Genomic DNA, 24,267 nt, shown 5'->3' with positions numbered 1-24,267 from the left:
TACATGGGGACGAGCGTCGCGGCACACCGATCGGCGATCCGCGCGCTCCTCGCGCCGCTCGCCACCCGAGAGCCGGAGCGGCGCCCCCTTGACGAGGCCTTGGGCCTGGCGCTCGCTGAGGACCTCGTGGCGCCCGTGAGCCTTCCCCCGTTCGACAACTCGCAGATGGACGGCTTTGCTGTGCGCGCGGCGGACTTGGCGGGCCGCGTGGGCGGGACGGACGACGACGGCGCGCGGCGCGAGTTCGCGGTGGTGGCGCCCATCCCGGCCGGAGCCCTCCCCGCGCGCCTCGAGCCAGGGCACGCGGCGCCGATCATGACCGGCGCGATGGTGCCGGAGGGGGCGGATGCCGTCGTCCCCGTCGAGCGGGCCGTGCCGCCCCGGTTCGCGGACGTCGAGGCGGTGACGCTTCCCGTCGTCGAGCCGGGGACGTTCGTGAGGCGGACGGGGAGCGATGTGGCGGCTGGCGCCGTCGTCCTCGCCGCGGGAACCCGCCTCGGGCCCACCCAGCTGGGACTCGTGGCCGGCCTCGGCCTCGCCGAGGTGGCGGTCCGCGCCCCCCTGCGCGTCGCGCTCGTGAGCACCGGCGCCGAGCTCGCAGCCCCCGGGGCCGAGCTCAGGCCGGGGCAGATCCACGATGCCAACTCCACGCTCCTTTCCGCGGCGCTGCGGGAGGCGGGCGTCGACGCAACCGCCACGACGGTCCGGAGCGATGAGCCCGGCGAGCTTCTCGCCGAGCTCGCCGATGCCGCGACGTGGGCCGACCTCGTCATCACGACGGGCGGGGTGTCGAAGGGCGCGTTCGAGGCCACGAAGCTCGCGCTCGCCGAGCATCCGGTCGTCTTCGCCCACCTCGCGATGCAGCCAGGGGGGCCGCAGGGGATCGGGACCGTGGCCGGCGTTCCGTTCCTCGGCTTCCCCGGCAACCCCGTGAGCTGCTGGGTCTCGTGGGAGGTGCTCCTGCGGCCGGTCCTGGCGGAGCTGCTCGGTGTGCCCGCCGCGCGGCGCCGCCTCACGCTCCCGCTCGCCCAGCCCCTCGAATCGCCCGCGGGCAAGCTCCAGGTGCGCCGGGCGCGGCTGGAGGGCGGCGCCGTCGTCCTCGTCGGAGGCCCGGGATCACATCTGCTCGGGGCGCTCGCGGAGTCGGACGCCCTCGTCCTCGTCCCCGAGGACGTCACGGTGCTGGCCGCCGGAGACGACGTGGAAGTATGGCTCCTGTGAACGACTCCCAGCCACAGACGCACCTCACCCACGTGCGGGCCGACGGCAGCGCACACATGGTCGACGTCAGCCAGAAGCCCGAGACGAGCCGCGAGGCCACGGCCCAGGCCATCCTGCGGACCACCCCCGAGGTCCTCGCCCTCCTCGGCGAGGGAGGGCTCCCGAAGGGGGACGCGCTCGCCGTGGCCCGCATCGCGGGGATCATGGCCGCCAAGAAGACGCCAGACCTCATTCCGCTGTGCCACCCACTGCCCATTTCGAAGGTGACGGTGGATTTCGAGCTCAGCGAGGCGTCGGTCCGGGTGCTCGCCACGGTGAAGACCCGGGGCGTCACCGGCGTCGAGATGGAGGCGCTCACGGCGGTGACCATCGCGGCGCTCGGCGTCTACGACATGATCAAAGCTGTGGACCACCACGCGATCGTGTCCGACGTGCAGGTGCTCGCCAAGAGCGGCGGGAAGAGCGGCGACTGGGCGCTCGACCGGCCGGGTCCCGCGGTGGGGGCGCCCTGATGCGCCGCGCGGGGATCGTCATCGCGTCGACGCGCGCGGCCACCGGCGTGTACGAGGACCGCTCCGCACCCATCATCGCGGACTGGCTCACCGAGCACGGCTTCGACGTCGTCCCGGCTGCCGTGGTCCCGGACGGCCCGTCTGTGGGGGCGGCCCTTCGGGCGCTCCTGGCGCTCTCGCCGGCCGTGGTGGTGACCAGCGGCGGAACGGGCCTGAGCCCGGACGACGTGACGCCTGAGCAGACGCGGCCCCTCCTCGAACGGGAGGTGCCGGGGATCATGGAGGCACTGCGGCGTGCAGGCGCCGCGAAGACTCCGCTCGCGGCTTTGAGCCGGGGCTACGCGGGAGTTTCCGGGACGACGTTCGTGGTGAACCTTCCGGGCTCGCCGTCCGGCGTGATGGATGGCCTCTCGGTGCTCGATCCGCTCATCGGGCACCTGTGCGACCAGCTGGAGGGAAGTCATGGGCACTGAGCCGGGCGTGGAGATCGTCCACGCGGACGTGACGCCCGATCCGCTCGACGAGGCCGCCGCGCGGCTGGCAGTCGACGCGCGGGACGCGGGCGCCGTCGTCTCTTTCGCGGGGATCGTGCGGGACCACGACGAGGGCCGCGGCGTCCTGCGGCTCTCCTACACCGCGCACCCGACGGCGAGCGCGACGCTGCGTGGAGTGGTCGACGCAGTGGTGGCCGAGCACCTCGAGCGCTACGGTCCGTCCGAACGGGCCATGCGCGTCTGGATCTCGCACCGCGTCGGCGAGCTCGGCGTGGGCGACGTGGCGTTCGTGTGCGCCGTCTCCTCGGCGCATCGCGGCGAGGCGTTCCGGCTCTGCGCGGACCTCGTGGACCGCGTGAAGGCTGAGGTGCCCATCTGGAAGGAACAGTTCTTCCACGACGGCGGCAAGGAGTGGGTGGCCGCGCTCGGCTGAGCTTTGGGCTTTGGGCTTTGGGCCGACGGTCTGGGCTGATTTTCCGGGTGCTCCGCTCGGATAGGCTTTTGGCATGGCAGAACGACTTCCGGTGGCAGTGCTGGGCGCGAACGGGCGCATGGGATCCGAGGCGGTGAAGGCCGTCGAGGCGGCGCCGGATCTGGAGCTCGTGGCGGCGCTCGGGCGCGGCGACTCGCTCGACGCGATGGTCGACGCCGGAGCTCGCTACGTCGTCGACCTCACCGTTCCCGATTCCACCGAGGCGAACGTGCGCTTCGCGGTCGAACACGGGATGCACGCCGTGGTCGGCACGACTGGATGGACAACCGACCGGCTCGACTCGCTCCGCGCCCTGCTGGCCGAGCACCCCCAGACCGGCGTGCTGATCGCGCCCAACTTCGCGCTGGGCTCCGTGCTCGCCTCGGCGTTCGCGGCCAAGGCCGCCCGCTACTTCGAGTCGGTCGAGATCATCGAGCTGCATCATCCGGACAAGGTCGATGCCCCCTCCGGCACGGCCGTGCGCACGGCCCAGCTTGTCGCCGCCTCGCGCGCCGAGGCGGGCGTCGCGCCGTCGCCCGATGCGACCCGGACCACGCTCGACGGCGCGCGCGGCGCCGACGTCGACGGTGTGCGCGTCCACGCGGTGCGGCTGCGCGGGCTGGTGGCGCACCAGGAGGTTCTGCTCGGCGGGCCGGGGGAGCAGCTCACGATTCGGCACGATTCGTTCGACCGGGCCTCGTTCATGCCGGGCGTGCTCCTGGGCCTGCGGTCCGTTGCCACGCATCCGGGCCTGACCGTCGGGCTCGACGGCTATCTCGATCTGGGGCTCTGAGCGCGTGGAGTGGATCAAGTCCCACCGGACCAAGCTCTGGGTGGCGGGTATCGCGCTGCTCCTCGTGTTCTACCTCGTCCTGACGTTCAACAGGGCCGTTCTCCTGCTCGCCGACCCCCAGCCGATCGCGAAGGCGATCGGCGCCGCCTACCTCGTCCTGCCGATCATCGGGGCGTGGGCACTCGTGCGGGAGCTCATGTTCGGGGCCGGGCTCGAGCGGCTCGGCCGCGAACTCGAGGCCGAGGGCGGCCTTCCCGAGGACACCCTTCCGCGGACCGCGGGCGGTCGGATCGTCCGGGACGCGGCCGACGCCGAGTTCCCCGCCTATCAGGCCGACGCCGAGGCGACGCCCGACGACTGGCGCGTCTGGTACCGCCTCGGCCTCGCCTACGACGCCTCGGGAGATCGCAAGCGCGCCCGAGCCGCCATGCGAAAGGCCATCTCGCTGCACCGCTGAGTTCGCCGACGATTCTGCCGGCGGAGCACTGAGTTCGCGGCGGCTCGGGGTGCGGAACACTGACGTGGACCCGCTGGTGCCACCGAGTTTTCGGAGCGGGTAACTTAGGCGCGTCGTCTGGTCGCTACGTTGGAGATGCCGCGTCGCCGATTACTACGGTGTTAGGCGCGGAATCAGCACCGACGGACTTGGGGGACGTCAATGGGGCTCTGTCGCACTTTCCGCTGCTCGGCACCCTTCGTGGTTATGGGCGTTGCCGCCCGCTCTGCTGGATCTGTGTTTGCGGTGCTGGCGGTGGTCGTGGCCGTCTGCCTGGCACTGACAGCCTGCGGCCCGGGACCCGGCGAGGCTGCGCCATCCGGGGCTTCGACATCGGCACAGCCGGTCAGCTCGCCCGCGACCCCTGACCCGCGCCCGACTCCGGCGAGCTCCACAGGCGCCGCGCGGAACCTGCCGAGGCCCGAGCTGCCCGAGATCGCGAAGCAGAACACCAAGGAAGGCTTCGCTGCGTTCACGCAGTACTGGTTGGACACGGTCACGTACGGCTTGGAAACCGGAGACAGCGGTCCGTTGAAGGAAATCTCACTTCCGGATTGCAAGATGTGCAACGGCTACATCGAACGCGCTGAGACAGCGAAGTCGAAGGGCGAATGGAACGTCGGTCCGAAGTGGTGGATCTCCGAATTCACCTCGAACATGCGTCCAGACGCCGACGGTCGTGCACTTGCCTTTTTCGCACTCGATGAGTCGCGATCGACGCTATATTCGAGCGACGGTTCCGTCGCCAAAAGCATCGAGGCGTCGACTGGGGGCGCACCTAAGGCGGTTCTCGCAAAATTTGAGGTCGGCAGATGGCTGATGTCGCAGTCGGGCAAGGCCTAGTAGTGGCTATCCGAGGGCTGGAAATTCTGGCCGCTCTGTTGATCGTGTTGCAGCCGTCCGAATCGCTGGCGGGAGAGTTTGACGGGGAGGCAGTCAGAGTCTCTGGCAGTACAAATGGTCGCCTCGAATATTCGCGACCGGACTCTCAAGCCCGCGCTGCCGACGCTGATGTCCATACCTACGAGCCGGTCTGCGTGTCTGGTGCGGAGTCTATTTCCGCGGGGCTATGCAACAAGCTGAACGGCCAGTGTTCAGAAAAACCGAATGGCGTGATGGTTCAGTGGTTTCGCTCGTCCTCCAGTGGGCCAACGGACTGGCAGCGGACGGAAATGGCATGCATGTATGACGGCGCTCCGCCGGAGCGTCCTGGCGGCGGTCTCGTGGTGGCTGTGACGGAGAAGCAGCTGCGGGAGCTGCCGATCGCGGCGCCAGTACTAGGCGCGCAGCCGGAGCGGCACACGCTCAAGGGTGCCGAGACGAACCTCTATGCCGAACCGGCCGAGCAGTCCTTCGAGCTCACTATCGCGGGCCGGAATGTCCAGGTGCGGGTCGCGCCGGCCGAGTATCGGTGGTCGTATGGGGACGGCGCGACGCTGACTACCGCGGCCCCCGGCGGCCCGATTCCGGCGGCCCGCTGGGGCGAGAAGACGGCCACGAGCCACGCCTACGCCGCCACTGGGGATGTGACCGCCTCCCTGATGACGGTCTTCGCGGGCCAGTTCTCGGTCGAGGGCGGTCCGTTCCAGCCGATCGCCGGAACGGCGACGGTCCCGTCCGCGCCTCGGACTCTGTCAGTCTGGCGCTCAGAAGTCCGCCTCTACGCCGACGACTGCAACGTCAACCCCCACGGCCAAGGCTGTTGACGCACCGGTGGTCTGTCTCAGCGAAGGGGACTCTTCGCGCGCGAGCCGCGCGCCGTCGTCGTCTGTTTGATGCGCCCAAGCCTCGAGGCACCGTGGGTGGCCCATTCGAGCGGTCCGCGCCACCCGTTGGCCCTGAAGAGAAGCCCGACGGAGAGCGCAGCGACGATGTGGACGGCGAGCAGCCCCTCGCGTTCGAGGCCGGGCGTCCCGCCGCCCTCGGACGACGCGGCGGCGAACACGTGCACCGTGTAGAGCGTGAGCGTCATTCCGCCGGCGCCCGCGAGGGGCCGGAGCAGACCGATTCGCTCGAGCGGCCTGATGCGGGCCACGAGAAGGAACGCCCCGAGGATGGCGGCCGAGGTGCCTACCGTGTGCAGGAGGTCGAGGGTCGTGCCGGAATGCGGAGCTGCGGTGGCGAGCCACCAGACGCTTCCGCTCTGGTCGACGCCCGTCAGATTCGCCTGGAGCATGGCGTCGAGCGGCCACTGGCTCGCCTGCGGGGTCTCCATCAGGGCCGCTCGGCCGCCCAGCGGAACCATGAGCGCCCATTCGGCGCTCTTCGCGAGCACCGCAGCTGCTGCGCCGCCGCACAGGAGGCCCACTTGCACGCCCCACCGCCGGAGCTGGAGCCTGCCGATCCACAGCCCCACGAGGAGATAGGCGAACCACTCGATCACGGGGTAGAAGCCAGTCACGAAGAGGTCCCCGACGAGTTTGAGGGGATCGGCGAGGTCGGGCCACATGGGGTTGTGCCCGAGTCGCGCGGGGTCGGTGGAGCCCAGAAGCCACGGCCGGAGCTCGAACGTCGCGATCGGCGCCAGCAGGATCCACGCGCTCGAGAGCAGCACGAGCGCGCGCTGCCCGAGCCGCAGAACCGGTATCGCACACCAGAACAGCACCGCGTACTGCACGAGGATGACGGCGATGTCGACCTGCAGCATCCCGAGAGAAAGGCCGACGGCGGCGATCACCGCCGCACGGAACGCCAGGCCGAGCCGGTTGACGGCGGCGGGCACCCGGCCCAGCGAAAGGGACACCCCAGCCAAGACCGCGAACAGCGCGGCTGCGCGTCCCGAGAAGACGAGCCCCACCCAGGTGGGCTCGGCGTGTCCGGCCGCGTTCGGCGCGATGGTCGGGAGGAGGTGCGTGGCCATCATCGCGAGCAGGGCGGCGCCTCGGGCCAAGTCCACGCCTGTGAGCCGTTGCTCGGCGAAGCGCTGGCCGGGCGACTTCCGTTTCGGTGTTCGCGGGGCCATGCGCTCATGCTCTCACGGAGGCCAGCGCGGCCAGCGCTCGGACCAGGGGACCCTCTTGCGATTCGAACATATCTTCGATTACTCTCGAGCTATGGACGCTCCACAGCACTCGGGGCCCAGGATGTCCGGGTCCGTCGCTCCGTACCTGTCCCACGGGGCGGCGGGCCACGGCAGCCGGGACCACGAAGCTTGGCGTCCGGACAGCCTCGTGCTCGCGGGGGAACCGCCGGCGTCGGAACTCACGCGGCGCCTCGGGGAGGCCGATCTCGAGGTCCTGCGACCCGGGGAGCTCATCCAGTTCTCGCTCGCGGCGGGCAGCCTCGCCGCCTGGGCGGAAGGACTGCGCCGCGCCGCCGAGGCGCAGCTCGTTCTCCTCATGGGAGGCCGCGCTGGCGGGCGTGTAGACGGCCCCGCGAGCAGCACCTGAGGCCGTTACCCAAATGGCCTAGGATGGCCGCATGTCCGCTGAGCTCACTGTCGCCGCCGTGCAGTACGAGTCGAGCGAGGGCGGCATCTCCGCAAATATCGAGGGCCATGTGCGCGCGCTCGAGGACGCCGACGGCCACGGCGCCCGCGTCGCGGTCTTCCCGGAACTTTCGCTTATCGGGTACGACCTCTCGCGGCTCGACGACGAATCGTGCTGGCTCACCAATCCGTCGCTCCAGCTCGCCGAAATCCAGGCGGCGTGTGAGGACATGGGGATCATCGCCGTCGTCGGCGCGCCGGTGCGCGAGCCGGACGGGACGCCTCGACTCGCCTCGGTGCTCCTGCGCCCCGGAACGGTGCCTCTCATCGCGCCCAAGACGCACGTCCACGGCGAGGAGCAGCACTACTTCGAGCCCGGCGACGGGCCCACGCTCGTCGACGTCGACGGTTGGAGCATCGCGCTCGCCGTGTGCTTCGACGTCGCGATGCCGAGCCATGCCGCTCAGGCCGCGGAGGCAGGAGCGGATCTGTATGCGGCCTCCGCCGTGTACGTGATGGGGGAGGAGCGGCGCCTCGATCTGCATTTCGGCGCGCGGGCCATGGACAGTCGCTTCTTCGCGCTCCTCGCCAACGCGGGCGGCACCACGTCGCTGGGCCGCTCGTGCGGCGAGAGCGGGGTCTGGGGTCCTGACGGGCACCGCATCGTCCACGCGCGGACCACCGGGTCCGAGGTCGTCTCGGCGCTCCTGTTCCGCTCGGCCTTGGAGCGCTTCCGGCACTAGTCGCCGTTGCCCACTTGCTCCGGCGACAGGGTAACGTTTTTACTATGGCTGATTCTGACATTCGCACCGCAACCTTCGGCTCGCTCCTGACCGCGATGGTCACCCCCTTCTCGAAGGACGGCGAGGTCGACTACGAGGCGACTGGACAGCTGGCGGCCAAGCTGGTGGACGACGGCTGCGACGGGCTCGTCGTCACGGGCACGACTGGCGAGACGTCGACGCTCACCGACGAGGAGAACCTTGGCATGTTCAAGGCCGTCCTCGAGGCCGTGGGCGGCCGCGCGAAGGTCATCGCGGGCACCGGAACGAATGACACTCGTCACTCGGTGAGCCTCTCTCGTCGGGCAGCGGAGCTCGGCGTCGACGGCCTCCTCCTGGTGACGCCCTACTACAACAAGCCCAGCCAGGCTGGCGTGCAGGCGCACTTCGAGACGATCGCCTCCGCCACCGACCTCCCGGTGATGCTCTACGACATCCCCGGCCGGTCGGGCATCCCGATCCAGCCTGAGACGATCATCCGTCTTGCCGAGCACCCCAACATCAAGGGCCTCAAGGACGCAAAGGCCGATTTCGCCTCCATCACGCGCGTGCTCTCCAAGACCGATCTCGCCGTCTACTCGGGCGACGACGGGCTCACGCTTCCGTGGATGGCCGCGGGCGCGCTCGGCGTCGTGAGCGTCACCGCGCACGTTGTCACGAAGCAGTTCCGGGCCCTCGTCGACGCGGGCCTCGCTGGCGACTTCGCCGCCGCACGCAAGATTCACTTCGAGCTCGACCCCGTGATCCGCGGCATCATGACCCGCGTCCAGGGTGCCGTCGCCGCGAAGCAAGTTCTCACTTGGCAGGGAGTCCTGCCCAGCTCCACCGTTCGTCTGCCGCTCGTCGAGCCCAGCGACGCGGAGCTTGACCTCATCCGCGCCGATCTGGCAGAAGCCGGAATGGATTTCGCCTGACGGCCGGTGCTTAGCCAAAGGCTCGCGCCTAGAAAGAAGAAGCAATGACCCAACTTGCCCTCTCAGTCCTCACGACGCCGCCGAAGCTCCCGCAGGGGACGCTTCGGATCGTGCCCCTTGGGGGACTGGGCGAGGTCGGCCGCAACATGGCCGTCTTCGAGATCGACGGCAAGCTCCTGATCGTCGACTGCGGCGTCCTCTTCCCCGAGGAGAACCAGCCCGGCGTGGATCTCATCCTGCCGGACTTCTCCTACATCGAGGACCGTATCCAGGACGTCGTGGCGTGTGTGCTGACGCACGGCCACGAAGATCACATCGGGGCCGTCCCGTATCTGCTCCGGCATCGCCGCGACATCCCGCTCGTGGGCTCCCAGCTCACGCTCGCGCTCGTCGAGGCGAAGCTTGCCGAGCACCGCATCACCCCCGTGCTGCGCGTGGTCGAGGAAGGCCAGGTCCTCGACTTCGGTCCGTTCCAGACCGAGTTCGTCGCCGTCAACCACTCGATCCCGGATGCTCTCGCGGTATTCATCCGCACGGCTGGCGGCACGGTGCTGCACACGGGCGACTTCAAGATGGACCAGCTCCCGCTCGACGGCCGTATCACGGACCTGCGCCACTTCGCCCGCCTGGGCGAGGAGGGCGTGGACCTCCTGATGGCCGATTCGACGAACGCCGACGTCCCCGGATTCACGACTGCGGAGAAGGAGATCGGCCCGGTCCTCGACCGCCTGTTCGGGCAGGCGCGCAAGCGGATCATCGTGGCGAGCTTCTCGTCGCACGTCCACCGCGTGCAGCAGGTGCTCGACGCCGCCCATCACCACGGGCGCAAGGTCGCCTTCGTGGGCCGCTCGATGGTCCGCAACATGACGATCGCCGCGAAGCTCGGCTACCTCGACGTCCCGCCCGGCATCCTGGTGGACATCAAGCACATCGATGATTACTTGGACCACCAGCTCGTGCTCATGTCCACGGGCTCGCAGGGCGAGCCCATGGCGGCGCTGTCCCGCATGGCGAACGGCGACCATCGCGTCCAGGTCGAGCAGGGCGACATGGTGATCCTCGCGTCCTCCCTCATCCCAGGGAACGAGAACGCCGTGTTCCGCGTGATCAACGGCCTCCTCAAGCTCGGCGCCAACGTGGTGCACAAGGGCAACGCGAAGGTGCACGTCTCCGGACACGCCGCGGCAGGCGAGCTCCTGTACTGCTACAACATCCTCGAGCCGCTCAACGCGATGCCCGTGCACGGCGAGACCCGGCACCTGATCGCGAACGGCAACCTCGCGCTTGAGACCGGGATGGATCCGGACAGCGTGATCCTCGGGGACAACGGCACGGTCGTTGACCTCGCGAACGGCAAGGCCAAGATCGTGGGCCAGGTCGAGGTGGGCTTCGTCTACGTCGACGGCAGCAGCGTCGGCGCCATCACGGACGCCGACCTCAAGGACCGCCGCATCCTCGGCGACGAGGGGTTCATCTCGGTCATCACGGTCGTGAACCGCTCGACCGGCAAGGTCGTGTCGGGCCCGGAGATCCACGCGCGCGGCGTCGCCGAGGACGATGCCGTGTTCGACGACATCATCCCGAAGGTGAACGAGGCGCTCGAGGAGGCCATCCTCTCGAAGCCCGACCACACGGCGTACCAGCTCCAGCAGGTAGTTCGCCGCGTCATCGGGACCTGGGTGAGCCGCAAGCTGCGCCGCCGCCCCATGATCATCCCGGTGGTCCTCGAGGCCTGAGCAGTCCCGGCACGAAAGGGCCGCCGACCCGTGGTTTTCCCGGGTTTCGGCGGCCCTTCGCGTTACCGTTGGGAACATGGCGACCCGTACCTCCCCTGCGCCACGCACCACCAATAGGTCCGGCGCGTCCAAGACCAGCCCGGCCAAGAAGCGTCCTGCCGGCCGTTCGGCGGCCGTCACGAGCCGCGACTCCGGGCAGCCGTGGATCACGCGCGTCGTGGGCGGTGCCTGGCAGGGAATCGCCCACACGGTCGGCGCGGGCGTCCGCCGCATCGGCACCGACGTGAGCGATGTCGATCCAGAGTCCCGCCGTGACGGCGCCGGCCTCTTCAACCTTGCGCTTGCGGTCTTCATCGCGACGTTCGCCTGGTGGGGCTGGCATGGGGTGTTCCCCGACATGGTCTACGCCGTGGTCAACGGGACGTTCGGCTGGGTCGCGCTCGTCCTCCCGCTCATGCTCGCGGTGTGCGCCTTCCGGCTGTTCCGGCATCCCGAGGACCAGCGAGGGAACAACCGCGTGGGCATCGGGTTCCTCGTCATGACGTTCTCGGGGACCGGCATCGCGGACGTCATGGGCGGGCTGCCATCGGTCTCGGGGGGCTTCGAGGGGCTGCGCCGGGCTGGCGGGATGCTCGGTTTCCTCGCGTCCTCGCTGCTTGCCTCCATCCACCCGGCCGTGCCGCTCGTCATCTACGGGTTCCTCGCGTTCGTCTCGGTTCTCATCGTGACCGCTACGCCGTTCACCGCGATCCCGCGGCGCCTGCGCTCAGCGTGGGATCACCTCGTGGGGGTCGACCTGCGGGATCCGGAGGGCGAAGGCCACGACCGCAGCTACCTGTACGACTCGGAGCGTCGCGCCGCTGAGGCCGCGAAGCAGCAGAAGGCCGACGAGAAGACCGAGCAGAAGAAGTCCAGGAAGAAGCGGCGGATCTTCGGTCACGACGAGGACGAGGGGGCGGACCAGGAACAGGAAGGCTTCGCGGGCGACGAGGCCTTCGAACGCGCCGTCGTCGGCGAGCCGGACCCCACGGAAGCCCTTCCCGCTCCGGGCCGCTCCCAGGCCGAGGCCGCCATCGAGAAGATCCGCGCGGCGCGCGGCGGCAAGGCACCCGAAGGGGCCACCGAGGCGATTCCCACCGTTGGCCTTCCGGGCGCCGGTGCCGCTCCTGCAGCGGCCGACGGCGCCGCGGCGGCTGCCGCTCCGAGCGTGCCTTCCACGGCGCGCCCGGCGGTCGCGCCGCCGTCGCCCATCCCGCAGCGCACGGAGCAGCTCCAGCTCGCGGGCGACGTCACGTACACGCTTCCCTCCTCGGAGGTGCTCGTGCGCGGCTCGGCGCCGAAGGAGCGCACCGAGGCGAACGACACGGTCGTCGCGGCGCTCACGAACACCCTCCAGCAGTTCAACGTCGAGGCCGAGGTGACTGGCTTCAGCCGAGGTCCGACCGTGACTCGCTACGAGATCGAGCTCTCGCCGGGAACGAAGGTCGAGAAGGTCACGGCGCTCAGCAAGAACATCGCGTACGCGGTGGCGAGCTCGGACGTGCGCATTCTGAGCCCGATCCCGGGGAAGAGCGCGATCGGCATCGAGATCCCCAACACGGACCGCGAGACCGTCTCGCTCGGTGACGTGCTGCGCAGCCACAATGCACGGCGCACCGACCATCCGATGGTCATGGGCGTGGGCAAGGACGTCGAGGGCGGGTTCGTCGTCGCAAACCTCGCGAAGATGCCGCACCTGCTCGTGGCCGGCGCGACCGGCGCGGGCAAGTCCTCGTTCGTGAACTCGATGATCACGTCGATCCTCATGCGCTCCACGCCGGACGAGGTCCGCATGGTCATGGTCGATCCGAAGCGTGTCGAGCTCACCGCGTACGAGGGCGTCCCGCACCTGATCACGCCCATCATCACGAACCCCAAGAAGGCTGCCGAGGCGCTGCAGTGGGTCGTGCGCGAGATGGATGCCCGGTACGACGACCTCGCGAACTACGGCTTCAAGCACATCGACGACTTCAACAAGGCCGTCAAGGCGGGGAAGGTGGTCCCCCCGCCCGGGTCCGAGCGGAAGATCAAGGCGTACCCCTACCTCTTGGTCATCGTCGACGAGCTCGCGGACCTCATGATGGTCGCTCCGCGCGACGTCGAGGACTCCATCGTGCGCATCACCCAGCTCGCGCGCGCCGCCGGAATCCACCTCGTGCTCGCCACGCAGCGCCCGTCCGTGGACGTCGTGACGGGCCTCATCAAGGCCAACGTGCCCTCGCGCATGGCGTTCGCGACGTCGTCCGTGACGGACTCGCGCGTCGTGCTCGACCAGCCCGGCGCGGAGAAGCTCATCGGCCAGGGTGACGCGCTCTTCCTGCCGATGGGCGCCTCCAAGCCCATGCGCGTCCAGGGCGCGTGGGTCTCCGAATCCGAGATCCATCAGGTCGTCGAGCACGTCAAGGGCCAGCTCCAGGTGACGTACCGCGAGGACGTCGCCGCCGAGCCGGAGAAGAAGCAGATCGACGGGGAGATCGGAGACGATCTCGAGGTCCTGCTCCAGGCCACGGAACTCGTCGTCACGACGCAGTTCGGCTCGACGTCGATGCTGCAGCGCAAGCTGCGCGTCGGCTTCGCGAAGGCGGGTCGCCTCATGGACCTTCTCGAGAGCCGCGGGGTCGTCGGCCCGTCCGAAGGGTCGAAGGCGCGCGACGTTCTCGTCAAGCCGGACGACCTGCCGGCGGTGCTCGCCGCGCTCCGAGGCGAGGACTCGCCGTCGTCGGCCGCTTCGGCGCACCCCACGGAGCGCGCGCTGGCCGACAACGCCAACGCGAACCACCATCTCGCGGACCACGAGGTCAGCTCGCCGTACGCCGAAGACCTCGTCAAGGGGGACCTCGACTCGCGCCCGCAGGCAGCCGAGTACTACGACGACGATGACGACGACGGCGGCGAGGACGCTTGGCAGCTCACCGGCCGATAGGCTGGAGCGATGACTAGCAGAGGGCCGTCCCAGATCTGGAACTTGCCCAACGTTCTCACGATGTTCCGGATCGTCCTGGTTCCGGTCTTCGTCGGGCTCATGATCGCCGACGGTTCACGCCAGGGGCTCCTGCGCTGGCTCGCGGTGCTAGCCTTCGCGGTCGCCATGTACACCGACCAGCTCGACGGTCAGATCGCCCGGCGGCGCAACCTCGTCACCAACTTCGGCAAGATCGCCGATCCGATCGCGGACAAGCTCCTGACGGGTGCGGCGCTCCTGCTGCTCTCTGCCCTCGGGGAGCTGCCCTGGTGGATCACCATCGTGATCCTCGTTCGGGAGTGGGGGATCACCGCGCTCCGCTTCGTCGTGATCCGCTACGGCGTGATGCCCGCGTCCCCCGGTGGGAAGCTCAAGACTGTCCTCCAGACGGTCGCGATCGGCCTGTACCTCCTTCCCCTCCGCGAGGTCGCACCCGCCGTTCCGGCGGTGGCGTTCGTCATCATGCTCGCGGCGGTCGCGATCACGGTCGCCACGGGCGTGGACTACATCGTGAAGGCGCTTCGGCTGCGTTCGGCGGCGCTCCGCGCACAGCCGGAGGGGGAGTGAGGGACTTGGACTCGACCGTGACCGCACAGGACGTGGTCGCCGCGTACGTCTCGAGGGGCCTCACGGTGGCGACCGCTGAATCCCTCACGGCCGGGCTTGTGGCGGCGAGCCTCGCGGACGTGCCTGGGGCCTCCTCGACGCTGCGCGGTGGTGTGGTGAGTTACGCGACCGAGCTCAAGTCGACGCTCCTCGGGGTTTCGGAGGCGCTGCTGTCGGAGAGCGGTTCGGTGGATCCCGAGGTGGCCCGGCAGATGGCGTTGGGAGCGCGCGCGGCCTGCGGCGCCGACTACGCGGTCTCGACCACGGGCGCGGCCGGGCCAGAGCCTCACGACGGCAAGCCCGTGGGCACGGTGTTCGTGGGGATCGCCGGTCCAGACGGGACAGACGTGCGCGAATACCTTTTCTCCGGGGCGCGAGCCGAGATCCGGGAGGCCGCACGGGACGCTGCGCTCTCCGCGCTGCTCGAGGCCCTGAGCTGAGAGCCGGCTGTGAGTTTGCGTGGGAAGCGGCCTGACGGGGGAACAAAGGATCAGGTCGAGGAGTTGTCTCTTATGTCGCCACTGCTCGTGGCAGCACTAGGATGAGTCACACGGATGCCCGGCAAGCCGGGCCCCCTATAAGGAGCGCACTGATACATATGGTCAAGCAGCCCGTCACCGTCAATGGCGTAGTCCGCTGGCGCAATGTGGGCTTGGCTGAAATCGCCCCTGAAGAGAAGAAGGAGCGCAAGATGGTAGTTCTGCGTCATGAGATTGGAGACGTCCTCCGTGACGTCCGCCAACGTCAGGGCCGCACGCTCCGTGAAGTCTCGCACAACGCGCGTGTCTCTCTTGGGTACTTGAGCGAAGTCGAGCGGGGCCAGAAGGAAGCCTCGTCCGAACTTCTGTCTTCGATTTGCGCCGCGCTCGACGTTCCTCTTTCCGCCATGCTCCGCGAAGTCAGCGACCGGGTTGCCGTCGCCGAGGGAGTCTCGGTTCCGGACACCGTTCCTCAGGAGTTCTCCCAGCGCTATGGCCGCGACCTCTCCGAGGAGCTGGACGTCGAGCTGAGCAAGCTGAGCGGCTCTCGCTGATCTCCCAGCGCTGACCGACGAATCTAGGGGGCCGGGCTGATGCCCGGCCCCTCTGCTGTCTCCGGGGCCTCTGTCTCCGGGGCCTGTGCTTCGGCCGCGGCGCGCCGGCGGCCGGCGGCTGCCAGAGCGTCGTTGAGCCGGTTGAAGTAGGCAGACAGCTGGGACAGGTCGGCGAGGTCCCACGTCCCGAGCGCGTCGCGGAAGAACGACAGCCGGCGGTTGCGAAGCTCGTCAACCTCCGCGATGCCGGCGGGGCTCAAAGTAACCCGCTGGGCGCGGCGGTCATCGGGATCGTCTTCCTTGACCACGAGCCCGAGCTGCTCGAGAAGAGCGACCTGGCGGCTCACGGACGGCTTGCCGATCCCGATCAGCGTGGCGAGCTCGGTGACGCGGGTGGCCCCCTCGCGCTGCAGGATGACGAGCAGCCCGTAGGCGCCGGGCTCCACTTCGGGGTGGAGTGATCGCGAGATGGCGTGGGAGACCGCCCGGGAGCGGCGCCAGAAAAGGCTCAGCTGCTGTTCGATCGACTCGAAGGCCGCATCGAACTGGTCTGGGCGCTGGCTCGGGCTGGACATGACGCCATCATAGGCAGCCGGGTTTCCACTGACGTGGATGCCGGGTCATATACGGAGATCGTCCTTGCGACGGTTTCGTGCAGGATCTGTTGGGGCCAGCCCAAGGACGGCCCGTGAAAGAATTGAGCGATGCGGCACAGCGATTTCTGGCGGTTCATGGACGACGAGTTCGGGTCGGCATATGCGCGCGTCCTGGCGTCTACGCTCGTGCTGTCAGCGGTGGGTGGCCGCACGGCCGTCGAGGCCTTGCAGGCCGGACAGAATCCGCGCAGCGTGTGGCTGGCCGTCTGCGAGATGCAGGACGTGCCGCCCGAGCGGAGGCTCGGGAAGGATCGCCCGATCAAAGACTGATGCCGCGACACGCCGCTGGCCTGTTCGAAGATGTGTTCGGTCGGAGGTATTCTCCTCAACAGAGCAGAAGATTCCTCGATTCAGGCGAGGCTGTCCACATCGGCGTGCGAGCGCCGTGTTTTGTCGGCGGGTCTCGGTAGCGTAGCGAGTGAATTGATTGGCGGGACCCGAATGGCTCTGCCAAGGACTAGAGAACCCTGACCGGAGGTGGACCATGGCGGCAGCGCCAGAACGCGAAAAGGCCCTCGAAGCGGCCCTCGCGCAGATCGACAAGCAGTTCGGCAAGGGATCGATCATGCGCCTCGGGGACGATACCCGTGCGCCGATCGAAGTCATCCCGACGGGGTCGATCGCGCTGGACGTGGCGCTCGGCATCGGAGGCCTTCCGCGCGGCCGCGTTGTCGAGATCTATGGACCGGAATCGTCCGGTAAGACGACTGTCGCCCTGCATGCCGTGGCCAACGCGCAGCGTAACGGAGGGATCGCGGCGTTCATCGATGCCGAGCACGCCCTCGACCCGGAGTACGCGGCCAAGCTCGGCGTCGACACGGACGCACTCCTCGTCTCGCAGCCGGACACCGGCGAGCAGGCGCTCGAGATTATGGACATGCTCGTGGGCTCGGGCTCGCTCGACATCATCGTCATCGACTCCGTCGCTGCGCTCGTTCCGCGAGCCGAAATCGAGGGCGAGATGGGCGACAGCCACGTGGGCCTTCAGGCTCGGCTCATGAGCCAGGCGCTCCGCAAGGTCACCGGTCGCCTGAACCAGACCAAGACCACCGCGATCTTCATCAACCAGCTGCGCGAGAAGATCGGCGTGTTCTTCGGGTCCCCTGAGACCACGACCGGTGGTAAGGCGCTCAAGTTCTACGCCTCCGTCCGCATCGACGTGCGTCGCATTCAGACGCTCAAGGAGGGTGCCGATTCGGTCGGCAACCGGACGAAGGCCAAGATCGTCAAGAACAAGATGGCCCCGCCCTTCAAGCAGGCCGAGTTCGACATCATCTATGGCCAGGGCATTTCCCGCGAGGGCGGCATCATCGACATGGGTGTGGAGCACGGCATCATCAAGAAGTCGGGCTCGTGGTTCACGTACGACGGTGATCAGCTCGGTCAGGGCATGGAGAACTCGCGTCGGTTCCTACGGGATAATCCCGAGCTTGCCGAGGAGCTTGAGCGGCTCATCAAGGAGAAGCTTGGCGTCGGCGTCAAGAAGGACGCCGACGAGGAGCCGCGTCTCAAGGCCGTCGACGGCGAGTAGCGCTTGGGCGTGAAAGGTTCGCCCCCGCCAGAGGAGGACCGCGAGGCAGACCCCGAGTCGGTCGCGCGGGCCATCCTTCTGCGACAGCTCACTCTGGGACCTCGGAGCCGGCACCAGCTTGCGGCCAAGCTTCGGGACCGAAACGTTCCCGAAGACGTCGCGGAATCGGTTCTTGAGCGCTTCGAAGATGTCGGCCTCATCGACGACGGCGCGTTCGCGGCGATGTGGGTCCGGAGCCGCTCGGCCTCGAAGTCGCTCTCGAAGGGTGCGCTGCGCCGCGAACTCGCGACCAAGGGCATCAGCGGCCAGACGGCCGAGGATGCCATCGCCGAGCTCAGCGACGAGGACGAGGAGGAGGCCGCACGTCGCCTCATCGAGCGTCGGGTTCGTCCCGCACTGCTGGGAGACCCCGCGGCACGGGACCGTGAGCTGCGCCGGCTCGTGGGCATGCTCGCGCGGAAGGGCCACCCTCCGGGGAGGGCCTTCCGCATTGCGTCCAGTGTCATCGGCGAGCAGGCCGACGCCGACGGCTAGGACCTTGGCGAGCAGGCCGGGAGCCGACCGAGAGGACCGCGGTGAGCAGGCCGGGACCGACGGCTAGGGCCGTGACGAGCAGACCGGCAGCCGACTGAGAGGTCCTCGACTACCGAGCCGAGTCTGTGAAAACGCCGAGAACCGGGCGAGCCTCTTGGGCCGGTGGTAGTGGGCCTCGCCATAGTGGGACTCACTATGCGACGTGCCAGAACCCCCAAACTGCGCATTACTGCCGCCGCGGCGATGGCGAGCGCCCTCTTGGCGCTGGGTGCCGCGGTGCCTGGCGCGATGGCTGACGACGATGCTCCGCCGTCGGGATTCCCCTCGTGGGCCGACGTGCAGGCAGCGAAGGCGAACGTCGACGCCGCGCAGGCCGAGGTGGAGAAGATCAACGGGCTCCTCACGAGCGTGCAGGCAACCGCCGCGGACGCATCGTCGAAAGCGGTCGCGGCTGGCGTGGTCTACGCCAAGGCCGAGCAGGCGGTCCGGAACCAGCAGCAGGTGGTCGACGCCCAGCGCGAGGCGACTGCCGCACTTGAGAAGCAGCGGGACGACGCGCAGCAGGCGGCAGGCAGGGTGGCCTCCGCGGCTTACATCGGGGGAGCGCCGTCGGGCGCGCTGGACGCGCTGTCAGTGCTCGGCCAATCTGACGGCCTCGACAGGCTCGGGACGATCCAAATCTTGGGAGACCAGGCGTCGAAGGCGGTGGCCCAGTACAAGAGCGCCGCCAACAACGCTGCCGCAGCGGAGGCCCAGTCGAAGGCTGCGGAGGAGGTGCTGGCTCAGCTCTCGGACGCGGCGAAGCAGGATCTCAGCGCCGCGCAAGCCGCGCAGAAGCATGCCCAGGACGTCGTGGCACAGACCCAACAGCAGCAGGGCACCCTCACGGCTCAGCTCGCAGACCTCAAGGGAACGTCTGCGAACGTCGAGCAGCAGTACCAGCAGGGCCAAGCCGCCCTCGCCGCGTACGAGGCTGCGCAGGAGGCGAAGCGCGAGGCGGCAGCGAGGCTCGCCCAGCAACAGCAGCAGGCGGCGGCCGCGGCGGCTGCAGCAGCAGCGGCGGCACAGCCCGCACAGGTCGCGCCGGCCGCGGCGGCCGTGAGTACAGGGGTCGGAGTGGTCAACGATCCGGCGGGTGCGCAGGCGTTCGCGGGCTCGCAGATCGGCGGCTACGGCTGGGGCGGTTCTGAGTACCAGTGCCTCCTCCAGCTGTGGACCCGCGAGTCGAGTTGGATGACGGACGCGACGAACCCATCGAGTGGAGCGTACGGCGTCGCGCAGGCGCTCCCGCCGGGCAAGTACAACTCAGCCGGAAGCGACTGGCTCACCAACTACCGCACCCAGATCATCTGGGGCTTGGGCTATATCCGCGACCGCTACGGAAGCCCGTGCTCGGCGTGGGCGCACGAAGTGGCGATCGGCTGGTACTGACTCTGGAATGCCGGCCCTGCCGGTACCCTTGATGGGTGAGTTCCACGATCCACACGCCGCGCAGCTACGAGGTGCGCACCTTCGGCTGCCAGATGAACGTCCACGACTCCGAGCGCATGTCGGGTCTGCTGGAAGCAGCCGGGTACGTGCGTGCAGCGGACGGCACTGAGCCGGACGTCGTCGTCTTCAATACGTGCGCCGTCCGCGAGAACGCGGACAACCGCCTCTACGGGAACCTCGGCCAGCTCCGCCCCGTCAAGGAGCGCCACCCGGGCATGCAGATCGCCGTCGGAGGCTGTCTCGCGCAGAAGGACCGCGACACGATCCTTGAGAAGGCGCCCTGGGTCGACGCCGTCTTCGGAACGCACAACGTGGGCGCTCTCCCGGCGCTCCTCGAGCGGTCCCGCCACAACGACGAGGCACAGCTCGAGATCCTCGAATCGCTTGAGGTCTTCCCGTCGACGCTGCCCACCAAGCGCGACTCGGTCTACAGCGGATGGGTCTCGATCTCGGTGGGCTGCAACAACACGTGCACCTTCTGCATCGTTCCGAGCCTCCGCGGCAAGGAGCGCGACCGTCGGCCGGGCGAGATCCTCGCCGAGGTCCAGGCCCTCGTGGACGACGGCGCGATCGAGGTCACGCTGCTCGGCCAGAATGTGAACTCGTACGGCGTGGAGTTCGGCGACCGCCTTGCCTTCGGCAAGCTCCTGCGGGCGTGCGGCGAGATCGAGGGACTCGAGCGCGTGCGCTTCACGAGCCCCCACCCCGCGGCCTTCACGGACGACGTCATCGATGCGATGGCGGAGACCCCGAACGTCATGCCCCAGCTGCACATGCCGCTCCAGTCCGGATCCGACGGGCTCCTGCGCGCCATGCGCCGCTCCTACCGGTCGGCGAAGTTCCTCGGCATCCTGGACCGCGTCCGCGAGCGGATGCCCGACGCGGCCATCACGACCGACATCATCGTGGGCTTCCCCGGCGAGACGGAGGAAGACTTCGAGGCGACCCTCGACGTCGTCGAGCGCTCCCGCTTCGCGAGCGCCTTCACGTTCCAGTACTCGAAGCGCCCGGGCACCCCCGCCGCCGACATGCCGGACCAGCTGCCGAAGGCGGTCGTCCAAGAGCGCTATGAGCGGCTCATCGCGCTGCAGGAGCGCATCTCGGGCGAGGAGAATGCCCGCCAGATCGGCCGAGAGGCCGAGGTCCTCGTGACGGCTCACAGTGGGCGCAAGGCGGGGGAGACCCACCGCCTTTCGGGCCGCGCGAGGGACAACCGCCTGGTTCACTTCAGCGTGCCCGAGGGCGCCGAGGAGCCACGCCCCGGCGATCTCGTGACCGTGCCGATCACGAGCGCCGCACCGCACCATCTCATCGCGGACCCCGCGGGCCAGGCAGAGTACTCCGTGCGGCGATCGCGTGCCGGCGACGCCTGGGACCGAGCGCAGGCCGAGAGCTGCGGCGTGCCCGCAACCGCCGCCTCAGACGGAGCCTTGGCGGGTGGCACGGGTGCGCGAGCCGTGAGCCTCGGGATGCCGTCGCTTCCCGTCCGCGCGGGCTGACGCAGGTGGACGACGCGGCGATGGGCCCTGTGGCGCCCTCCAGCGCTCAGGCCGTCGTCGCCGTCGTCGGTCCCACCGGCACCGGCAAATCGGACCTTGCCGTCGAGCTCGCCCTCGCCCTCGACGGCGAGGTCGTCAACGCGGACTCGATGCAGTTCTACCGCGGGATGGACATCGGAACGGCCAAGCTGACCGTCCCCGAGCGCCGCGGAGTCCCGCATCACCTCCTGGACATCCTCGACGTGCGGGAGGAGGCGAGCGTCTCGGCCTTCCAGGCAGAGGCGCGCGCGGCGATCCGCGGGATCCAGGCCCGTGGCAAGCGCGCGATCCTCGCGGGCGGCTCGGGCCTGTACGTGCGTGCGGCCCTCGACGTGCTCGAGTTCCCCGGCACCGACCCCGCGGTGCGCGCCCGGCTCGAGGCCGAGGCCGAGCAGGTGGGCATCGGCGTCCTCGCGCGTCGTCTCGCGGCCGCCGATCCGGTCTCGGGAGCGCGGCTGCGCGATGCGCGGCGGATCATCCGCGCCCTCGAGGTCCTCGAGGTCACCGGCCGTCCGTTCAGCTCCTACATGCCGCGGCGCGAGTACGCGCTGCCGGCTGTCCAGATCGGGCTCGACATGGACCGGTCCGCCCTCCACGCGCGCCTCGCCGCGCGCGTCGACAGAATGGTCGACGGCGGACTGCTCGCCGAGGTGCGCAGGCTCGACGCCGCGGGGCTCCGGGAGGGGAAGACCGCCTCACGGGCGCTGGGCTATGCGCAGTTCCTGCGCGTGGCCGACGGCGAGTCGACGGTCGAGCAGGCCGCCGAGCAGACGACCGTGGCCACGCGGCAGTTCGCGCGACGCCAGGCCACGTGGTTCCACGCCGACCCTCGCGTCCACTGGCTCGACGCCCTGGGGCCGGACCTTGTGGCGAACGCTCTCGGTATTCTTGAACCATGACCGTCCCCGTGACTGACTTTGCAGCCAGCCCCCTCGCCCAGCTTGCCGGACTCGAGTTCGCCAAGGGACACGGAACGGGCAACGACTTCGTCCTCGTCGCCGACCCCGACGGCCTGCGCGACATCGGCGCCGAACAGGCCGCCGCGCTGTGCGACCGCCACCTCGGCATCGGCGCCGACGGGCTGATCCGCGCCGTCCGCTCGGAGCACCTGCCCGAGGGCCGCGAACTCCTCGCCGAGGACGCCGCCGCCGTCTGGTTCATGGACTACCGCAACGCGGACGGCTCCGTCTCGGAGATGTGCGGCAACGGCGTGCGCGTATTCGTCGAGTTCCTTCTCGACCAGGGCCTCGCGGAGCTCGCCCAGGGCGAGGTTCTCCCTGTCGGCACGCGCGCTGGCATCAAGCGGGTGGAGCGGCGCGAGGGCGGCTTTGCCGTGGACATGGGGCCCTGGGGGTTCATCCATCCGGCGCAGGCCGAGGAGGACGCCGGCGATTCGCTTGTGACCGCGGACGGCCTCGACGTCGCACGCCCCGCGCTGAGCGTGACCATGGGCAATCCGCATACCGTCGTGGCGCTCGCGGCGGACTCGGAGCTCGCGAGGCTTCGCCTGTTCGAGTCCCCATCCGTTGAGCCGCTGCCGCCGAACGGCACGAACGTCGAGTTCGTGGTTCCCGCCGAGCCACTCGTCCGCGAGGGGATCGGGAACATTTCGATGCGGGTGCACGAGCGCGGTGTCGGTGAGACCCAATCCTGCGGGACGGGCGCGTGCGCGGCGGCCGTCGCGATCCGGCACTGGGCCGGTCGGGGGGCTCCCAACCGCTGGGACGTGCGCGTCCCGGGTGGGACTGTCGGCGTGGCGTTCGTGACTGGCCCCGAGGGTGCCGAGCATGTCGAGCTCAGCGGACCCGCCGTGATCGTGGCCCGCGGCACGCTCGGCTAGAGCATGTCTGACAAAGACAGGGTCGGTAGGGGTCTCAGTTCCCTGTTCCGGCGGCAGCGCTCGGGAGCCGTTTGATGGCCACGCTTACAATCGGCTAATGGGTTTCTTTAGCCGAAAGAACAAGAGGGAACAGTCGCGCGAGGCATCAACGGCGGACGCAGGCCGTGTCCAGCAGGCGCCGCCGGTCTCTGTCGAAGATATGATGGCTCGCGCAGCGGCCACATTTGTTGCTTCCGTCGACGGAATTCGACTACCGGAACGCGATACCGAGTACTACGTACGCGCTGACGAGCTCGACTTCACCCGAGGGTCGCTCATGGTGGTCGACGAGATTCTCGACGGCTTTTATACCCATGAGCATCCTCTGCCAGCGGACACTCACTTCCAAACGTCGGCCTACATTTTCGAAGTCGCGCGCCGAGAGTTCGGCGGTCGGTACCTCGCTGGCAACGGCGAGAACAGGTACGTACTCGTGATCGGGGAACCCGACTTCCAGGTCGGCGTACTGGTCATGGGAAAGGTCGCAGGCCGTGCTGTCAACGGTCCTGAGGACTCCATCCCATTCTTCTATGACGGCATTCGACCACTCATTGAGCGTGGCACCTCTGCCACGCTCACTTGAACAGGCCGTGCTCCCCTAGGGTTTCAGTCATGAAGATGTTTGGCCGGAAACGAGCGGGCATTCCCGCATCGTTGTATTTCCTGTTCGATGGTGCCGTTCCGTTGGAGGATGGCGACGGAGTGAAGGTCGGTGATGCTTTCACTCACGCGATCGGGTACTCGGCGTTGGGGCATGTGTTCGTCGTGAACGAGTCGAGCATGGAGTTCGGCGTTTACCACCCGTTCAAGGCTGCGTCCAAGAACTATGGCCCTTTCGATTCGGTTCAAGCCTTCCAGGCGGCGGTGCTGGAGGATGAGGGGTTCCGCGTTTTCGTGTTGGAACCTGATCTTCAGGCCCAGGTTGTCGGCCGACTAGGCCAACTTGGCGACGGGGAAGTCTTCTATCCGGTGCCTTATCCGTTTGTGGGTGGCTCCGGGGAGCCGCAGACCTATGACAAGGGCAAGTTTTGGACGTTTCTTCAAGTCGTCGATGCCATGCAGGGGTAGTTGTTCACGAGGCCATCTGTTGGACGTGGCTGAACCGGCTCAGCCCGGGGCTCTCAGCCCCGCCGCTCAGCCGGGGCTCTCAG

The 24,267-nt window shown here is 68.8% G+C and carries 27 protein-coding genes; 25 read left to right on the top strand and 2 right to left on the bottom strand.

Annotated elements, in window-relative coordinates; genetic code table 11:
* Positions 1-3: 3 nt before the first annotated feature.
* From E6A26_RS03820 to E6A26_RS03785, 8 genes are all read left to right on the top strand, one after another.
* Positions 4-1,221, top strand: a complete 1,218-nt coding sequence (locus E6A26_RS03820) for a molybdopterin molybdotransferase MoeA (RefSeq protein WP_136609873.1) — start codon at positions 4-6, stop codon at positions 1,219-1,221.
* On the top strand, positions 1,209-1,733 hold the full coding sequence (gene moaC, locus E6A26_RS03815; protein WP_136609872.1) for a cyclic pyranopterin monophosphate synthase MoaC: 525 nt from the start codon (positions 1,209-1,211) through the stop codon (positions 1,731-1,733). The genes E6A26_RS03820 and moaC overlap by 13 nt, the downstream gene beginning before the upstream one ends.
* A complete protein-coding gene (locus E6A26_RS03810) occupies positions 1,733-2,206 on the top strand; it encodes a MogA/MoaB family molybdenum cofactor biosynthesis protein (protein WP_136609871.1) in 474 nt (157 codons plus the stop codon). The genes moaC and E6A26_RS03810 overlap by 1 nt, the downstream gene beginning before the upstream one ends.
* A complete protein-coding gene (locus E6A26_RS03805; RefSeq protein ID WP_136609870.1) occupies positions 2,196-2,660 on the top strand; it encodes a molybdenum cofactor biosynthesis protein MoaE in 465 nt (154 codons plus the stop codon). Before E6A26_RS03810 ends, E6A26_RS03805 begins: the two co-directional genes overlap by 11 nt.
* A gap of 73 nt (positions 2,661-2,733) precedes the next feature.
* Positions 2,734-3,492 (top strand): 4-hydroxy-tetrahydrodipicolinate reductase, encoded by a 759-nt coding sequence (gene dapB / locus E6A26_RS03800; protein ID WP_136609869.1) that lies wholly within the window; start codon positions 2,734-2,736, stop codon positions 3,490-3,492.
* Positions 3,493-3,496: 4 nt separating this feature from the next.
* Positions 3,497-3,949: a tetratricopeptide repeat protein gene (locus E6A26_RS03795; RefSeq protein ID WP_136609868.1), complete on the top strand. Its 453-nt coding sequence runs from the start codon at positions 3,497-3,499 to the stop codon at positions 3,947-3,949.
* Between the two features lie 246 nt (positions 3,950-4,195).
* Entirely contained in the window at positions 4,196-4,831 is a 636-nt protein-coding gene (locus E6A26_RS03790) for a DUF6318 family protein (protein ID WP_136609867.1), read from the top strand.
* A 389-nt stretch (positions 4,832-5,220) separates the two neighbouring features.
* Entirely contained in the window at positions 5,221-5,694 is a 474-nt protein-coding gene (locus E6A26_RS03785; RefSeq protein ID WP_136609866.1) for a hypothetical protein, read from the top strand.
* Positions 5,695-5,711: 17 nt separating this feature from the next.
* On the opposite strand, the gene E6A26_RS03780 is transcribed toward E6A26_RS03785, so the two are convergent.
* Entirely contained in the window at positions 5,712-6,950 is a 1,239-nt protein-coding gene (locus E6A26_RS03780) for a heparan-alpha-glucosaminide N-acetyltransferase domain-containing protein (protein ID WP_136609865.1), read from the bottom strand.
* A gap of 91 nt (positions 6,951-7,041) precedes the next feature.
* Here E6A26_RS03780 and E6A26_RS03775 point away from each other — a divergent pair, with 91 nt between their 5' ends.
* The 8 genes from E6A26_RS03775 to E6A26_RS03740 all read left to right on the top strand — a co-directional run bounded on the left by E6A26_RS03775 (position 7,042) and on the right by E6A26_RS03740 (position 15,487).
* The gene (locus E6A26_RS03775) at positions 7,042-7,377 is read left to right on the top strand and encodes a hypothetical protein (protein ID WP_136609864.1); all 336 of its coding nucleotides are present in this window, start codon (positions 7,042-7,044) and stop codon (positions 7,375-7,377) included.
* 31 nt (positions 7,378-7,408) lie between these two features.
* Entirely contained in the window at positions 7,409-8,158 is a 750-nt protein-coding gene (locus E6A26_RS03770) for a carbon-nitrogen hydrolase family protein (protein ID WP_136609863.1), read from the top strand.
* Positions 8,159-8,202: 44 nt separating this feature from the next.
* Entirely contained in the window at positions 8,203-9,111 is a 909-nt protein-coding gene (gene dapA / locus E6A26_RS03765; protein WP_136609862.1) for a 4-hydroxy-tetrahydrodipicolinate synthase, read from the top strand.
* A 44-nt stretch (positions 9,112-9,155) separates the two neighbouring features.
* Positions 9,156-10,847 carry a ribonuclease J gene (locus E6A26_RS03760; RefSeq protein WP_136609861.1) on the top strand — a complete coding sequence of 564 codons (1,692 nt, stop codon included), beginning with the start codon at positions 9,156-9,158 and terminating at the stop codon, positions 10,845-10,847.
* A gap of 76 nt (positions 10,848-10,923) precedes the next feature.
* The gene (locus tag E6A26_RS03755; RefSeq protein WP_136609860.1) at positions 10,924-13,809 is read left to right on the top strand and encodes an FtsK/SpoIIIE family DNA translocase; all 2,886 of its coding nucleotides are present in this window, start codon (positions 10,924-10,926) and stop codon (positions 13,807-13,809) included.
* Between the two features lie 9 nt (positions 13,810-13,818).
* Positions 13,819-14,415: a CDP-diacylglycerol--glycerol-3-phosphate 3-phosphatidyltransferase gene (gene pgsA / locus E6A26_RS03750; RefSeq protein WP_136609859.1), complete on the top strand. Its 597-nt coding sequence runs from the start codon at positions 13,819-13,821 to the stop codon at positions 14,413-14,415.
* A gap of 17 nt (positions 14,416-14,432) precedes the next feature.
* Positions 14,433-14,894 carry a CinA family protein gene (locus E6A26_RS03745; protein ID WP_234865000.1) on the top strand — a complete coding sequence of 154 codons (462 nt, stop codon included), beginning with the start codon at positions 14,433-14,435 and terminating at the stop codon, positions 14,892-14,894.
* 158 nt (positions 14,895-15,052) lie between these two features.
* On the top strand, positions 15,053-15,487 hold the full coding sequence (locus E6A26_RS03740; RefSeq protein WP_136609858.1) for a helix-turn-helix domain-containing protein: 435 nt from the start codon (positions 15,053-15,055) through the stop codon (positions 15,485-15,487).
* A gap of 23 nt (positions 15,488-15,510) precedes the next feature.
* On the opposite strand, the gene E6A26_RS03735 is transcribed toward E6A26_RS03740, so the two are convergent.
* Positions 15,511-16,062 (bottom strand): MarR family winged helix-turn-helix transcriptional regulator, encoded by a 552-nt coding sequence (locus E6A26_RS03735; RefSeq protein ID WP_136609857.1) that lies wholly within the window; start codon positions 16,060-16,062, stop codon positions 15,511-15,513.
* A gap of 129 nt (positions 16,063-16,191) precedes the next feature.
* Here E6A26_RS03735 and E6A26_RS03730 point away from each other — a divergent pair, with 129 nt between their 5' ends.
* The 9 genes from E6A26_RS03730 (at position 16,192) to E6A26_RS03690 (ending at position 24,184) form a co-directional block, all read left to right on the top strand.
* A complete protein-coding gene (locus tag E6A26_RS03730; RefSeq protein ID WP_136609856.1) occupies positions 16,192-16,413 on the top strand; it encodes a DUF3046 domain-containing protein in 222 nt (73 codons plus the stop codon).
* 214 nt (positions 16,414-16,627) lie between these two features.
* Complete coding sequence (gene recA, locus E6A26_RS03725) at positions 16,628-17,674, top strand: recombinase RecA (RefSeq protein WP_136609855.1); 1,047 nt, start codon at positions 16,628-16,630, stop codon at positions 17,672-17,674.
* A 9-nt stretch (positions 17,675-17,683) separates the two neighbouring features.
* The gene (locus tag E6A26_RS03720; RefSeq protein WP_234864999.1) at positions 17,684-18,208 is read left to right on the top strand and encodes a regulatory protein RecX; all 525 of its coding nucleotides are present in this window, start codon (positions 17,684-17,686) and stop codon (positions 18,206-18,208) included.
* Between the two features lie 195 nt (positions 18,209-18,403).
* A complete protein-coding gene (locus E6A26_RS03715) occupies positions 18,404-19,639 on the top strand; it encodes an aggregation-promoting factor C-terminal-like domain-containing protein (protein ID WP_136609853.1) in 1,236 nt (411 codons plus the stop codon).
* 35 nt (positions 19,640-19,674) lie between these two features.
* Positions 19,675-21,198 carry a tRNA (N6-isopentenyl adenosine(37)-C2)-methylthiotransferase MiaB gene (miaB, locus tag E6A26_RS03710; protein ID WP_268815203.1) on the top strand — a complete coding sequence of 508 codons (1,524 nt, stop codon included), beginning with the start codon at positions 19,675-19,677 and terminating at the stop codon, positions 21,196-21,198.
* Between the two features lie 20 nt (positions 21,199-21,218).
* Positions 21,219-22,136 (top strand): tRNA (adenosine(37)-N6)-dimethylallyltransferase MiaA, encoded by a 918-nt coding sequence (gene miaA, locus E6A26_RS03705; protein WP_136610037.1) that lies wholly within the window; start codon positions 21,219-21,221, stop codon positions 22,134-22,136.
* Positions 22,133-23,077, top strand: coding sequence for a diaminopimelate epimerase (dapF, locus tag E6A26_RS03700; protein WP_136609852.1), 945 nt, complete (start codon positions 22,133-22,135; stop codon positions 23,075-23,077). Before miaA ends, dapF begins: the two co-directional genes overlap by 4 nt.
* A 97-nt stretch (positions 23,078-23,174) precedes the next feature.
* A complete protein-coding gene (locus E6A26_RS03695; protein ID WP_136609851.1) occupies positions 23,175-23,699 on the top strand; it encodes a hypothetical protein in 525 nt (174 codons plus the stop codon).
* A 29-nt stretch (positions 23,700-23,728) separates the two neighbouring features.
* The gene (locus tag E6A26_RS03690) at positions 23,729-24,184 is read left to right on the top strand and encodes a T6SS immunity protein Tdi1 domain-containing protein (RefSeq protein WP_136609850.1); all 456 of its coding nucleotides are present in this window, start codon (positions 23,729-23,731) and stop codon (positions 24,182-24,184) included.
* The last annotated feature ends 83 nt before the right edge of the window (positions 24,185-24,267 follow it).

The sequence above is a fragment of the Sinomonas albida genome (assembly GCF_004919045.1).
Classification (GTDB): domain Bacteria; phylum Actinomycetota; class Actinomycetes; order Actinomycetales; family Micrococcaceae; genus Sinomonas; species Sinomonas albida.
The sequence above is the reverse complement of the archived record's forward strand: the minus strand, read 5'-3'. Positions and strand labels throughout refer to the sequence as shown.